The sequence below is a fragment of the Bradyrhizobium sp. Y36 genome (assembly GCF_002531575.1).
Classification (GTDB): domain Bacteria; phylum Pseudomonadota; class Alphaproteobacteria; order Rhizobiales; family Xanthobacteraceae; genus Bradyrhizobium.
This window is the reverse complement of record NZ_NWTI01000002.1, coordinates 217,941-232,559: the sequence shown is the minus strand read 5'-3', so window position 1 is coordinate 232,559 and position 14,619 is coordinate 217,941. Positions and strand designations below refer to the sequence as shown.

11 protein-coding genes are annotated in these 14,619 nt (G+C 65.3%); 8 read left to right on the top strand and 3 right to left on the bottom strand.

Features of this window, described 5'->3' with window-relative positions:
• Positions 1-116 precede the first annotated feature (116 nt).
• Complete coding sequence (locus CO669_RS04565) at positions 117-1,367, top strand: multidrug effflux MFS transporter (RefSeq protein ID WP_097658410.1); 1,251 nt, start codon at positions 117-119, stop codon at positions 1,365-1,367.
• Here CO669_RS04565 and CO669_RS35600 read toward each other — a convergent pair.
• The 3 genes from CO669_RS35600 to CO669_RS04555 all read right to left on the bottom strand — a co-directional run bounded on the left by CO669_RS35600 (position 1,339) and on the right by CO669_RS04555 (position 5,000).
• On the bottom strand, positions 1,339-1,557 hold the full coding sequence (locus CO669_RS35600) for a hypothetical protein (protein ID WP_158228736.1): 219 nt from the start codon (positions 1,555-1,557) through the stop codon (positions 1,339-1,341). The genes CO669_RS04565 and CO669_RS35600 overlap by 29 nt on opposite strands.
• Positions 1,558-1,572: 15 nt before the next feature.
• Positions 1,573-3,159 (bottom strand): glycosyltransferase family 39 protein, encoded by a 1,587-nt coding sequence (locus CO669_RS04560; RefSeq protein ID WP_097658951.1) that lies wholly within the window; start codon positions 3,157-3,159, stop codon positions 1,573-1,575.
• 230 nt (positions 3,160-3,389) lie between these two features.
• Entirely contained in the window at positions 3,390-5,000 is a 1,611-nt protein-coding gene (locus CO669_RS04555; protein ID WP_097658401.1) for an ABC transporter substrate-binding protein, read from the bottom strand.
• Positions 5,001-5,269: 269 nt separating this feature from the next.
• Between CO669_RS04555 and CO669_RS04550 the strand changes: the two genes are divergently transcribed.
• The 7 genes from CO669_RS04550 (at position 5,270) to CO669_RS04520 (ending at position 14,559) form a co-directional block, all read left to right on the top strand.
• Positions 5,270-6,400, top strand: coding sequence for a M20/M25/M40 family metallo-hydrolase (locus tag CO669_RS04550; RefSeq protein WP_097658380.1), 1,131 nt, complete (start codon positions 5,270-5,272; stop codon positions 6,398-6,400).
• A gap of 232 nt (positions 6,401-6,632) precedes the next feature.
• Positions 6,633-7,574 (top strand): ABC transporter permease, encoded by a 942-nt coding sequence (locus CO669_RS04545; RefSeq protein WP_198963831.1) that lies wholly within the window; start codon positions 6,633-6,635, stop codon positions 7,572-7,574.
• A gap of 21 nt (positions 7,575-7,595) precedes the next feature.
• The gene (locus CO669_RS04540) at positions 7,596-8,483 is read left to right on the top strand and encodes an ABC transporter permease (protein WP_097658378.1); all 888 of its coding nucleotides are present in this window, start codon (positions 7,596-7,598) and stop codon (positions 8,481-8,483) included.
• A gap of 133 nt (positions 8,484-8,616) precedes the next feature.
• Positions 8,617-10,266, top strand: a complete 1,650-nt coding sequence (locus CO669_RS04535) for an ABC transporter ATP-binding protein (protein WP_097658949.1) — start codon at positions 8,617-8,619, stop codon at positions 10,264-10,266.
• 173 nt (positions 10,267-10,439) lie between these two features.
• Positions 10,440-11,945, top strand: coding sequence for a M81 family metallopeptidase (locus tag CO669_RS04530; RefSeq protein ID WP_097658376.1), 1,506 nt, complete (start codon positions 10,440-10,442; stop codon positions 11,943-11,945).
• Positions 11,946-11,959: 14 nt separating this feature from the next.
• Complete coding sequence (locus tag CO669_RS04525; RefSeq protein ID WP_097658374.1) at positions 11,960-13,123, top strand: M20 aminoacylase family protein; 1,164 nt, start codon at positions 11,960-11,962, stop codon at positions 13,121-13,123.
• Between the two features lie 2 nt (positions 13,124-13,125).
• Positions 13,126-14,559, top strand: coding sequence for an amidase (locus CO669_RS04520; RefSeq protein ID WP_097658372.1), 1,434 nt, complete (start codon positions 13,126-13,128; stop codon positions 14,557-14,559).
• The last annotated feature ends 60 nt before the right edge of the window (positions 14,560-14,619 follow it).

Sequence of the window (14,619 nt, the reverse complement as noted above, 5' to 3'; positions counted from 1 at the left end):
CCCCGCCCCCGCTTCACCAATTCTTGTCCGCCCGCCTGCCTGCCATCCCGAAACATGGGTTGTGCAACGCAACATAAACAATGGATAAAGTCGCTCGATTTCAGAAGGTGAGCTGCTTGTCCGACGTCAATGCCGACTCCTGGGTGTCCTCCGGGCACCGTCCCATGGGTTTTCCAGAATTCGTCATCGTGATCGCGTCCATCATGGCGCTGAATCCGCTTGCAATGGACATGATGCTGCCGGCGCTGCCCAACATCGGGTCGGCGTTCAAGATTCCCGTCGCGAACCATCTTCAGCTGGTGCTGTCGACCTTCCTGATCGGCTTCGGCGCCGGCCAGTTCATCATGGGCCCGTTGTCGGATCGCTTCGGCCGCCGGCCGGTGCTGCTCGGCGGCATGGCGGTCTATGCGGTGGCGAGCGTGCTGGCGGTCGCGGCGCCCTCGTTCGAGACGCTGCTGCTGGCGCGCGCGCTGCAGGGGCTCGGCACCTCGGCCACGCGCGTGATCGCGACCTCGATCGTGCGCGACTGCTATGTCGGCCGCCGCATGGCGAGCGTGATGTCGCTCGCCATGATGGTGTTCATCGCGGTGCCCGTGATCGCGCCCTCGTTCGGACAGGCGGTGCTGATGGTAACGGCATGGCGCGGCATCTTCGTGGTGTTGATGCTCTACGGCCTGCTCGCGCTTGCATGGTGCGTGCTGCGGCTGCCTGAAACCCTCCCCGAGTCCGGACGCCGGTCGCTGGCGCCCGCCGACGTGCTCGTGGCGTTCCGGCAGACCGTGACCAATCGCCAGACCATCGGCTATGCCACGGCCGCAGGCAGCGTCATTGGCGCGCTGTTCGCTTATGTCTTCTGCGCCCAGCAGGTCTTCACCGGCGTCTATCACCTCGGCCATTACTTCCCGCTCGCCTTCGCGGCGATTGCGGCCGGCACCGCCGTCGCCGGCTTCCTCAATGCGAGGCTGGTGGGGCGGCTCGGCATGCGCGTGATCTCGCACGGGGCGCTGGTGCTCTACACGGCCGTCGCCGGCGTAATGCTGCTGACGGAAAGCCTCGGCATGCTGCCGCTGAGCCTGTTCATGGTGCTCTCCGCCCTGATGATGTTCTCGTTCGGCATGATGGTCGCGAACTTCACCGCGCTCGCCATGGAGCCGCAGGGTCGCATCGCCGGCACGGCCTCCTCGCTCTACGGTTCGATCACGACGCTGATCGGGATCGTGGTCGGCATGGCGATCGGACAGAGCTTCGACGGCACGCTGTTGCCGTTCTCGGTCGGCTTCTTCCTGTCGACGCTCGCTGCGCTCGCGATCGTGCTGGTGGTGGAGAAGGGACGGCTGTTCAAGCCGCATCATCGTCCCATCGGCTGAGGAACTTCCCGGCGGCCGCGATGTTGTCGTGCAGCAATTTTGAAGGGCCGCTGCGATGGAACTGGAACACCGCGAAGATCACGCTGACGTCGAACCGCAGACGGCGGAACGTTCCGAGCCAGGCCTCGGACAGGCCGCGCTGCCAACGCCTTTCGCGAGCGAGGGCCTGGAGCAGGTGCGCGACAGCCACTGCTGAGCACGACGCCTACTCGGTCCCCCGTCGGTTGGCGCTGAATTCATCCGCCGCGCTGGCCGGCGCTTTGTCCTGCGGCGGCACCATCAGCACGACCACCTCCCGCGCAAGACCCGGCCGGCCCCACAGCGACGCCTGCACGGTAAACTCGCGCCGGACGACATGTCCGACGCGGCGGGACACCCACCCCATCCAATGAATGCAGATGTCCTGGTCGCGGAAACAAAGTGCGGCCATGCCGCGCTCGGGCGCGGCCTTGGGCAAGCCTAACGTATCTTCGAACTCGAAGGGCCCCGCATTGTTCGGATGGTCCGGGCTGTAGAACGCGGTGGCGAAAGCCAGCGAACCATCACCACTCACCGCACTCAGCGGCTCGCCGGTCAGCTCCCGCCACTGGCGCGTCAATTCGCGGGCCGCCTGTGCGTAGAGATTCCGTCCCTCTTCATATCCGTGATCGTTGCGATGGACGGCATGGATCGGAGCTGCGACCAGGACGGCAGCCAGCGTGACGCCGGCCACGATCATGGTGACGTTGACGGTGTAGAAGCGCTCGATCGGGTAGCGCGTGCCACAGACCACTGGAACGACGAACAGGAACAGACCCTGCAACGCCCACAAGGACGGCAGATCCGTCCCCATCGCAAGCGACGTCAGCACGGGCAGCACGATCGTGCCGATCGCAACGTAGACCAGGAGCCGCAGTCCCGGGCTCATGGCCGCGAAGTCGGCCGGCAGCTGCTTCAGCCGCGTGCCGGCGATCAGCACCCACAGCACGGCCGACACGCCCATGGCCGCTACCAGGCCCAACACAAAAGTCCTGGCCTCGCTGAGCGAGCTCGCAGCAATGCCGTTGGCGTGAGCCAACGCATAGGTGAAGGACGAGGCCCCGGTTGTCGCCAGCCAGTGGATGTGCGGTGACAGCGCGGCGAGCCCAACGACGATCGATATCCAGGGCGAGGCGGAGGTGAAATAGACGCGCCGCCCCGGATGCGCCAGCGCAGCAAAGGCGAAGCTCGCGACGAGGAAAATCGAGTAATACTTGCCGACCATCGCCAGCGCCGTCGTGCACCCCACCGCAATCGCCCATAGCGAACCGCGGGTCTCGAACGCGCGCAGGAAGCACCAGGTCGCCAGCGGCCAGATCGCGAGCTGCACGGCATTGGCGTTGAAGCGCTGGGCGTGGAATTGATAGGCGGGCGTCAGCATCAGGAGCAGCAGCACCAGAATGCGCTTGTGCCCGGTGACGAACTGCCGCGAGATCAGATCGACGAAGAACAGTGCGAGTCCCGCATTGGCCATCGCCATCAATTGCAGCGACCAGTCGCTGGTCGGGAAGACCGAGGTCCACGCCGCCGCGACCCACCCCATCAGCGGCGGATGCTTGGCATAGCCCCAGGCAAAATCCCGCCCCAACGTCCAGGCCTCCAGCGTATCGGGGTGCAGGCCGCCACCGGCATAGGCGATGGCAAGATAAAGCGTCCAGACCGCAACGAAGCAGGCGATGAGAAGCGGCACCGCCCAGCCGGCCTCGACGCCGTCGAGCCAGCGGAGGAAAGGCCGCCGCCATCGCGCCGGCGCGCGATCGGACCGTTGGGCCATCGCCTGGAATGCAAGATCGATCGGCACGGGATCAAAGGGGATAAGGAAAGTGATGCGCGAGGACGGCACATCTATTTCAGGATTGAAACAAATAGCAATGACTGGAAACTGAAAAGGTTAAGGACCTCACGCCTTTTCGATCGGCGCAGACCTGGAAAAGACAACGGCGCCGCTGGTGACAGCGGCGCCGCGTGGTGAATACAGCGAAGGCTCGTGAATCCGCCTCCCCCTTACTCCGACTTGTCGACGTTCCAGAACAGCGGTGTCGCCGGGCCGTCGAGCACGCCGGTCAGCGATTTGCGCCAGCCGCTCGGCAAAAGGTACTGCCCGAGCGGGATGTAGATCACCTGCTCATAGGCTTCCTTCTGGATGTCGGCAGCGATCTTCTTCTGCTCGTCGAGCGACGGCGCGCGGACGAAGGCGTCCTTGAGCTGCTCGATCTTGGGGTCGTCCGCCCAGCCGAACCAGCCGCCCTTCTTGCCCTGGCCGCCGATCGAGAGATTGGCGATCGGGTTGGAGACGTCGGCCGCGACCCAGTTGGTGAAGAACATGTTCCAGCCGCCTTCCTTCGGCGGCTTCTGGCTGGCGCGGCGGCTCACCACCGTTTGCCAGTCGGTCGCTTGCAGGTCGACCTTGAAGCCGGCCTCGCGCAGCAGCTGGGCTGCGACGATCGGCTGCGCCTTCAGCGTGGTGACGTCGCCGGGCGCCATGACCACGACCGGGGTGCCGTCGTAGCCGGACTCGGCGAGCGCCTTCTTGGCTTCCGCCATGCCGTTGCCCTTGATCAGGGACTCGGCACCGATGTCGGTCGCGAACGGCGTGTCGCACACGAAGAAGGCACCGCAGATCTTCTGGTACTTGGCGTTGCCGACCAGCGCGTCGAGCACGTCCTTCTGGTTCATCGCCAGAAGAGCAGCCCGTCGCACCTTCACGTTGTCGAAGGGCGGATAGAGGAAGTTCATCCGGCCGAGCGTCTGGAAGCCGAACTTGTTCGAGACCTCGATGGTGATCTCCTTGTTCGCCTCCAGCACCGGCAGCATGTCGTATGGCAGGTTCTCCATGAAGTCGATGTCGCCCGACTGCAGCGCGTTCACTGCGGTCTGCGAATCCGGCATGGTGATCCATTCGACCCGGTCGACCTTCGCCACCTTGCCGCCGGAGGTCCAGCTCGCCGGCTCCTTGCGCGGCACGTAGTCGGTATTCTTGACGTAGACCGCCTTCACGCCGGGCTGGAATTCAGACGCGACGAACTTGAAGGGGCCCGAGCCGATCTGCTCGGGGATCTGCTTGTCCGGCGGCGTCTCGGCGAGGCGCTTCGGCATCATGAAGGCGACGCGCGAGGACGGCTTGCCGATGGAGTCGAGCACGAGACCGTAAGGCTCCTTCAGCTTCAGCGTGATGGTCTTGGCGTCAGTCGCCTCGATGCTCGCGGTGAAGTCCATGAGCTTCTGGCCCATGCCGTCGACGGCGGCCCAGCGCTTCAGCGAAGCGACGCAGTCTTCCGCCGTCACCGGCGCGCCGTCATGCCACTTCAGGCCGTCGCGCAGGGTGAAGGTGTAGGTGAGCTTGTCGTCGGAGATCTTCCAGTCCGCCATCTGCGGCTGGATCTTGAAGTTTGAATCAGGAGCCACCAGCGTGTCGTAGACCATGTAGCCATGGTCACGCGTAATGTAGGCCGTGGTGAAGATCGGATCGATGATGCGCAGATCCGAATGCATCACCGCCGTGATGGTCTTGCCGGCCGCAAGCACCGGCGAGGCGAGCGCCGTCGAGAGCGCGACGACAGACAGCGCAAGTTTGGAGGCAAACGCGCGAGGCCCCCGGCGCATGAAGTGCAACATAAAAAGTTTCTCCTGACGTGAAACTGTTCAAAGGCGGGTTATTGATTGTGCATGTGGTTCGTTCCTTGGGCGAACTAACCTCATGCAATGCCTTTATCTTTCGAGACTTGCAGACAGTGCCGAGCGCGTCAATCCGGTTTCGCTGCAAGCCCTGGCGGCGCGGCCACGGGCTCCACAAGGATCGATTTAGCTCTACAACACTCTCCGCTCGTCTCGCCTCGCGGCGATGCAATGCGCGTTCCATCTTTCGAAGCTTGAGAGACATTCAGATGAATCCAGCCAATCTTCCCTTCGATTCCGAGGCCATGCTCGAAGGCCTGCGCACCTGGGTGGAGTGCGAGAGCCCGACCTGGGACGCCGATGCGGTCAACCGCATGCTCGATATCGCGGCGCGGGATATGGCGATCATGGGTGCGACGATCGAACGCATCGCCGGCCGGCAGGGCTTTGGCGGCGTGATCCGCGCGCGCTTTCCGCATCCGAGGCAGGGCGAGCCCGGCATCCTGATCGCCGGCCACATGGATACCGTCCACCCGGTCGGCACCATCGAGAAGCTGAAATGGCGCCGCGAGGGCAACAGGTGCTACGGCCCGGGCATCTACGACATGAAGGGCGGCAATTACCTCTCGCTGGAAGCGATCCGGCAGCTGGCGCGCGCATCCTTCACCACGCCGCTGCCGATCACCGTGCTGTTCACGCCGGACGAGGAAGTCGGCACGCCCTCGACGCGCGACATCATCGAGGCGGAGGCGGCGCGCAACAAATATGTGCTGGTGCCCGAGCCCGGCCGCGCCGACAACGGCGTCACCACCGGACGTTACGCCATCGCGCGTTTCAATCTCGAGGCGACGGGCCGGCCGAGTCACGCCGGTGCGACACTGTCGGCGGGACGCTCGGCAATCCGCGAGATGGCGCGGCAGATCCTTGCCATCGACGCGATGACGACCGAGGACTGCACCTTCTCGGTCGGCGTCGTGCATGGCGGCCAATGGGTCAATTGCGTTGCTACGACCGCCACCGGCGAAGCGCTCTCCATGGCCAAACGGCAGGCCGATCTCGACCGCGGGGTCGAGCGGATGCTGGCGCTGTCAGGCACGACCAACGACGTTGCCTTCAAGGTGACGCGCGGCGTGACGCGGCCAGTGTGGGAGCCGGATGCCGGCACGATGGCGCTGTACGAAAAGGCGCGCGGCATTGCCAAATCTCTTGGCGCGGAATTACCGCACGCCAGTTCGGGCGGCGGCTCCGACGGCAACTTCACCGGCGCGATGGGCATCCCGACGCTCGACGGCCTGGGCGTGCGCGGCGCCAATGGCCACACGCTGGAGGAGTATATCGAGGTCGAGAGTCTGGTCGAGCGCGGCCGGCTGATGGCGGGGCTGCTGGCGACCTTGGAGTGATTTTGAGTTTTGGGGCGATCCGAAGGGCCCGAACCCGGAATCCCAGGATTCCGGTTTCGCGTCTTCGAAGCGCCCCGGAATGACAGGCTCGAACCAGCCTTCGCGGCAGCGACTGACCGCACTGCAAAAACTGTGGCCCTCATGGCACGGGAATTGCTGAAATGTTAGGCTGGTGGCAGAACAGTCCATCACGGCTGACCGGCCGATTTGACTCTAATCAGACGGATCCAACTTGCTCGGATATCTCCTTCGCCGAATTTTCGCCGCCGTGCCCGTCATGGGCGTCGTCGCGCTGTTCGTCTTCCTCCTGCTCCGCCTCACCCCCGGCGATCCTGCCGCGATCCTCGCCGGCGACAACGCGACCCCGGAACGGCTGGAGCGCATCCGCACCTCGCTCGGTCTCAACGAACCGCTGATCGTGCAGTTCATCACCTGGGTGAACAAGCTGCTGCACGGCGACCTCGGGACGTCCCTGATCTCCAATCTGCCGGTCATGAAGATGATCGGCCAGCGCGTCGAGCCCTCGATCTCGATCGCGCTGTGCACCATCGTCCTCGCCGTGCTCGTCGCAGTTCCCTTGGGGGTGATCGCGGCGTGGAAGCACGGCACCTGGATCGACCGTTTCGTGATGGGTCTTTCCGTGCTCGGCTTCTCGGTGCCCGTGTTCGTGGTCGGCTATGTCCTGATCGAGCTGTTCGCGATCGAACTGCGCTGGGTTCCGGTGCAGGGTTTCAAGAGCATCAGCGCCGGCTTCGGCCCGTTCTTCGAGCGCATCATCCTGCCGACCTGTGCCCTCTCCTTCATCTACATCGCGCTGATCGCGCGCATGACGCGTGCGGCGATGCTGGACGTGCTCGGCGAGGACTACGTCCGCACCGCGCGCGCCAAGGGCATCAACGAGGTCGCCGTGATGATGCGCCACGCGCTGCGCAACGCAGCCGTGCCCGTCATCACCGTGATCGGCACCGGCTTTGCGCTGCTGATCTCCGGCGTCGTCGTCACCGAGAGCGTGTTCAACATTCCCGGCATCGGCCGCCTCACCGTGGATGCGGTGCTGGCGCGCGACTATCCGGTGATCCAGGCGATGATCCTGCTGACGTCGCTGGTCTATGTCGTCGTCAATCTTCTGATCGACGTCGCCTACACCCTGCTCGATCCCCGGATCCGGTACTGAGGCAAGGATTTAAGAACAAACATGTCGGTCGATACCCTTCCCCAGTCCTCCATTCCGATCACGTCGCCGCTGCGGCCGCGTTTCGGGTTCCTCACCTCGACGCCGATCATCGCCACGGCGACGGTGCTGCTCGCGCTGATTCTGCTGATCTCGATCATCGCGCCGCTGATCGCGCCGCACGATCCGATTCAGCTTGCGCCGTCGCAGCGATTGAAGCCTTCCTCGGCGCAATTCCTGCTCGGCACCGACGCCTATGGTCGCGATCTGTTGTCGCGCGTGGTCTATGGCGGCCGCATCTCGCTCCTGATCGGCATCGGCTCGGCGATCCTGTCGATCGCCATCGGGCTCGCGATCGGCCTCGTCTCCGGCTTCTTCAAGCTGGTCGACGCCGTGATGATGCGCATCATGGACGGCCTGATGGCGATGCCGAGCATCCTGCTCGCGATCGCCGTGGTCTCGCTCTCCGGCGCCAGCATCTGGACCGTGCTGATCGCGATCACCATTCCGGAGATTCCGCGCGTCGCTCGCTTGGTGCGCTCCGTGGTGCTGTCGGCGCGTGAGGAGCCTTATGTCGAGGCCGCCATCTCGGTCGGCTCGTCGCTGCCGAAGATCATGTGGCGGCATCTGATGCCGAACACGGTCGCCCCGCTGATCGTCCAGGGCACCTATATCTGCGCCAGCGCCATCCTCACCGAGGCCATTCTCTCCTTCCTCGGCGCCGGCATCTCGCCGGAGACGCCGACCTGGGGCAACATCATGGCCGAGGGCCGCCAGTACTTCCAGATCAAGCCGTCGCTGATCTTCTGGCCGGGCCTCCTGCTCTCGATCGCCATCCTCAGCATCAATCTGATCGGCGACGCCGCCCGCGACGCTCTCGACCCCCGCATGAAGCAGCGGGAAGGCAAGTGATATTCCCCACTCAGTCATTCCGGGGCGCGACGAAGTCGCGAGCCCGGAATCCATTTCACCACCGACGCTGCGGCCCGATGGATTCCGGGCTCGCGCTAACGCGCGCCCCGGAATGACGGCGGAGAGAACTGACGTGACCAACACCATCCTCGACATCAACAACCTCGTCGTCTCCGTCGGCAAGAAGCCGGGCGGACACAAGATCATCGACGGCATCTCGATCCAGGTCCGCGAACGCGAGACGCTGTGCCTCGTCGGTGAAAGCGGCTCGGGCAAGTCGGTAACCTCGCTCACCACGATGGGCCTGTTGCCGAAGGGCACGCTGGTACCGACCGGCGGCAGCGTCAAATTGGTCGGCGAGGAGATCCTCACCGCGACCGATCGCCGCCTGCGGCAACTGCGTGCAACGCAAATGGCGATGATCTTCCAGGAGCCCATGACGGCGCTCAATCCGGTGGTGCCGGTCGGCCGCCAGATCGACGAGGTGCTGCGCGCGCACACCAAGCTCGATGCCAGGGCGCGCAAGAAGCGCATCCTCGACATGATGGAGCAGGTCCACCTGCCCCAGGTCGAGCGCATCTTTGCCTCCTATCCGCACCGCCTCTCCGGCGGCCAGCGCCAGCGCATCATGATCGCGATGGCGCTGGTGCTGGAGCCGAAGCTGCTGATCGCCGACGAGCCGACCACCGCGCTCGACGTCACCACGCAGAAGCAGATCCTGTCGCTGATCCGCGAGCTGCAGCGCGAGCACGGCACCGCGGTTCTGTTCATCACCCATGACATGGGCGTGGTTGCCGAGATCGCCGACCGTGTCGCGGTGATGCGTCAGGGCCGCCTGGTCGAGACCGGTCCGCTCGACACCGTGCTGCGCAACCCCGCCATGGAATACACCCGCAACCTGCTCGCTGCGGTGCCGAGCCTGGTGCCGCGGCCGCCGCGCGAAGAAAGCCGCGAGCCCGTCGTGCTCGAGGCCAACGACCTCAGCAAGGTGTACAAGGAACGCGCCTTCTTCGGCAAAGGCCGCGAGGTCGTTGCCGCCGACAAGGTCACGCTGACCTTGCGCAAGGGCCGCACGCTCGGCATCGTCGGCGAGAGCGGCTCGGGCAAGTCGACCGTGGCGCGCTGCATCGTGCGCCTGATCGACCCGACATCGGGCGGCGTGCGCCTCGCCGGCCGCGAGATCGCCGACATCTCGCGCCGCCTGCTGCAGCCCCACCGGCAGAAGATCCAGATCGTGTTCCAGGATCCCTACCGTTCGCTCAACCCGCGCGTCACCGTCGGCGAGAGCATCGCGGAAGGTCCGATCAACTACGGCGTCGCGCACGCAGATGCGATCAAGCGCGCGCGCGAGCTGCTCGAACTGGTCGGCCTGCCCGCCGATGCCGTCTCGCGCTATCCGCACCAGTTCTCGGGCGGCCAGCGCCAGCGCATCGCCATTGCCCGCGCGCTCGCGCTCGATCCGGACGTGCTGGTCGCGGACGAAGCGGTCTCCGCGCTTGACGTCTCCGTGCAGGCGCAGGTGCTGGACCTGCTCGACGAGATCCAGAAGCGGCTCGGCATCGCGATCCTGTTCATCACCCACGATCTGCGCGTCGCGGCGCAAATCTGCGACGAGGTCGTGGTAATGCAGCACGGCCGCGTCGTCGAGCAGGGCCCCGCCGCCGAAGTGCTGACGCATCCGAAGGAGGCCTACACCAAGGCGCTGCTGGATGCGGCTCCCGGACGCAACTGGGACTTTGCGAACTTCCGGCCGGTGGCGGACGGCGTGGCGGCGAGCGCGTAGCGACACTCATCCCTGTCATTCCGGGGCATCGCGAAGCGATGAGCCCGGAATGACGGCGGAGCAGCATTCCCAAAACAGCTTGACCCTATGCGCGGCGCGACTGCGTCCCGCCTTGCCCTCGCCTCTGGGCCAAGGCTAACGTCGCTCACTTTTCAACGCTGGACCTGAATTGAATGACACGCATCGCCGTCGGCGGCTTCCTGCACGAGACCAATACCTTCGCCCCGACAAAGGCGACATTTGCGGACTTCCAGCACGGCGGCGGCTGGCCGGCGATGACTGAAGGGGCCGACGTCCTCAAGGTGATGCGGCGCATCAATGTCGGCCTCGCCGGTTTCGTCGACAGCGCCGAATCCAATGGCTGGGAACTGGTTCCGACGATCGCCTGCGGCGCCAGCCCGTCGGCACATGTCACCGAGGACGCCTTCGAGCGCATCGTCAAGGTGATGGTGGACGGCATCAAGGCCGCCGGCCCCATCGACGCCGTCTATCTCGACCTGCACGGCGCCATGGTGACCGAGCATCTCGACGACGGCGAAGGCGAGATCCTGGCGCGCGTCCGCCGCGTCATCGGCAAGGACGTTCCGCTGGTCACCAGCCTCGATCTCCACGCCAACGTCACGCCCGAGATGGTGGACCATGCCGATGCGCTGATCGCCTACCGCACCTATCCGCATGTCGACATGGCCGAGACCGGCCGCGCTTCGGCGCGACATCTCGCTTTGCTGCTGAAGACCAAGCAACGCTTCGCCAAGGCGTTCCGGCAACTGCCGTTCCTGATTCCGATCAGCTGGCAATGCACCAACGACCAGCCCACCAAGGGCATCTACGACAAGCTCGCCGCGCTGGAGAGCGATGCGGTTCCGACGCTGTCTTTCGCGCCCGGCTTCCCCGCCGCGGATTTCCGCGATTGCGGCCCGAGCGTGTTTGCCTACGGGAGGACGCAGGAAGACGCCGATCGCGCGGCCGATGCGATCGTCAAGCTGATCGAGAGCCACGAGGACGATTTCGACGGCAAGATCTGGTCACCCGACGACGGCGTGCGCCATGCCATGGAACTTGCCAAGGGCGCGAGCAAGCCGATCATCATCGCCGACACCCAGGACAACCCGGGCGCCGGGGGCGATTCCGACACCACCGGCATGCTGCGCGCGCTGGTGCGCAACAAGGCGAGTGCCGCGACCGGCGCGATCTACGATCCGGAATCGGCCAAGGCCGCGCATGCGGCCGGCGTCGGCGCCACCGTCACGCTGTCGCTCGGCGGCAAGTCCGGCATTCCCGGCGACGAGCCCTACACCGAGACCTTTGTCGTCGAGACATTGTCCGACGGACGCTTCATTGCACCCGGCCCCTACTATGGCGGCCGCGAGATGGAAATGGGTCCTTCCGCGGCCTTGCGCATCGGCGACGTCCGTGTCGTCGTGTCCTCGCACAAGGCGCAGCTCGCCGACCAGGCGATGTACCGCTATGTCGGGATCGAGCCGACGCAGGAGAAGATCCTGGTCAACAAGAGTTCCGTGCACTTCCGCGCCGATTTCGAGCCGATCGCGGAGAAGCTGATGATCTGCGCCGCGCCCGGCGCGATGCCGGCCGACACCGCGTCGCTGCCCTGGACCCGCCTGCGGCCGGGTATCCGCATCAAGCCGAACGGCCCCGTCTTCAATCCCCCTTCACGCTAACCGGACAGGAACACATGCCCACACTCGAGCGCATCGACGGCTTTGCCGACGAACTCACTGCCATCAGGCGCGACCTTCATGCCCATCCCGAAATCGGCTTCGAGGAAGTGCGCACCTCCGGCATCGTCGCGGACAAGCTGACGAGCTGGGGCATCGAGGTGCATCGCGGCCTCGGCGGCACCGGCGTGATCGGGGTCATCAAGGGCAAGGGCTCGGGAGGCAAGCGCATTGGCCTGCGCGCCGACATGGACGCGCTGCCGATGGAGGAGAACACCAACCTGAAATGGAGCTCCAAGATCCCCGGCCGCTTCCACGGCTGCGGCCATGACGGCCACACCACCATGCTGCTGGGCACCGCGCGCTACCTCGCCGAGACCCGGAATTTCGACGGCACCGTGCACCTGATCTTCCAGCCGGCCGAGGAAGGCCTCGGCGGCGCACGCGCGATGATCAAGGACGGGCTGTTCGAGAAATTTCCCTGCGACGAGCTCTACGGCCTGCACAACGCGCCCGACCTCAACCACGGCGAGATCGCGATCCTGCCCGGACCCGCGATGGCGAGCGCCGACTTCTTCGACCTGCGCATCACCGGCTATGGCGCGCATGGCGCGATGCCGGAGCGCTCCAAGGACGCGGTGATCATCGCGACCACGCTGGCGCAGGCGATCCAGACCATCGTCAGCCGCAACGTCGAGCCGCTCCAGGCCGCCGTCATCTCGATCACGCAGATCCATGCCGGCTCGGCCTACAACGTCATCCCGGGTGACGCGCATCTTTGCGGCACCATCCGCACCTTCTCGAAGGAGGTTCGCACCCTGGTCAGCGAACGCATCCGCACCATCTGCGCCGGCATCGCGAGTGCCTACGAATGCGTGATCGACGTCGATATCCGCGACACCTTCGGCGTGCTGATCAACCAGGTCGAGCAGTCCAAGGTGGTCGAGGACGTCGCGCGTACCATCGTCGACCCCGCCAACGTCATCACCCGCGCCCAGCCGAAGATGGGCAGCGAGGATTTCGCCGACATGCTGGAGACCATTCCCGGCGCCTATTTCTGGGTCGGCCATGACGGCTCGGTGCCGGTGCACAATCCCGGCTTCGTGCTCGACGACAAGATCCTCCCGATCGGCGCCAGCATGTTCGCCCGCATCATCGAGACCCGGATGCCGGTAGGTTAGCAATGCACAAGAAGAGCCCCGAGGAAGCGGTCACCTCGCTGCACGATCTGTCCGCGGTCGATCTGATCGCGGGCTATCGCGCCAAGCAATTCTCGCCGAGCGAGGTGCTGGAGGATCTGCTCACGCATGTCGCTGCGTGGGAGCCGCATCTGAAGGCGCTCTATGCATTCGATCCCGACGGCGCGCGGGAGGCTGCCAAGGCCTCGACCGCGCGCTGGAGCGGCGGCGAGCCGTCGGGTGCGCTCGACGGCGTTCCCGTGACGGTCAAGGACAACATCGCGACCAAGGGCGTTCCGGTGCCGCTGGGCGCTGCCAGCGTCAAGCTGGTGCCGGCCGAGAAGGATGCCCCGCCCGCCGCGCGCCTGCGTGAAGCCGGCGCCGTCATCTTCGCCAAGACCACCATGCCCGATTACGGCATGCTGTCCTCCGGACTCTCCAGTTTTCACGCGCTCGCGCGCAACCCTTGGGACCTCTCCAAGAATCCCGGCGGCTCCAGCGCGGGCGCAGGTGCTGCTGCTGCAGCCGGCTATGGCCCGTTGCACCTCGGCACCGATATCGGCGGCTCGGTGCGTCTGCCCGCAGGCTGGTGCGGCCTCGTCGGCTTGAAGCCGAGCTTCGGCCGCGTGCCGATCGACCCCACCTATGTCGGCCGCGTCGCCGGTCCCATGACCCGCACCGTCGACGATTGCGCGCTGATGATGAGCGTGATCGCAAAGCCCGACCGGCGCGACGGCATGAGCCTGCCGGCCGAGCCGCTCAACTGGAAGGGGCTGGAAAAATCCCCGCGGAAGCTGCGGATCGGCCTGATGCTCGATGCCGGCGTCGGCCTGCCGGCGGAAAAGCCCGTTCGCGACGTTGCCGTGAAAGCCGCGAAGGCGTTTGAATCCGCGGGTAGCGTCGTCACCGAGGTCGACGGCATCCTGACGCGCGAGATGCTCGACGGTCTCGACAATTTCTGGCGCGCGCGGATGTGGGACGATCTGTCGAAGTTGACGCCGGCCGAACAGGCCAAGGTGCTGCCTTACATCTTCAAATGGGGCGCATCGGGCGCAAAGCTATCGGGTGTCGATGTCATCCGCGGATTCAACCAGACCATGGCGATCCGCGCCGCCGCATCAAAGCTGTTCTGCGAACTCGACTATTTGATCTCGCCGACCGCGCCGAACGTGAACTATCCGGCGGACTGGGCTTCGCCCACCAACGATCCCATGAGGCCGTTCGAGCACATCTGCTATACCGTGCCGTGGAATATGTCGGAGAATCCGGCGGTCTCCCTCAATGGCGGCTACGATTCCAACGGCTTTCCCATCGGCGTACAGATCGTCGGACGCCGCTTCGACGATATCGGCGTGCTCGGCATGGCCAAGGCGTTCGAGGGCCTGCGCGGCGCGCAGAAGCCCTGGCCGAAGCCGCCTTCACACAAGACGCAGCATTAGCGTCACTGCACAATTCGTCATGCGCGGGCTCGACCCGCGCATCCATCGTCTTTGAAAAGA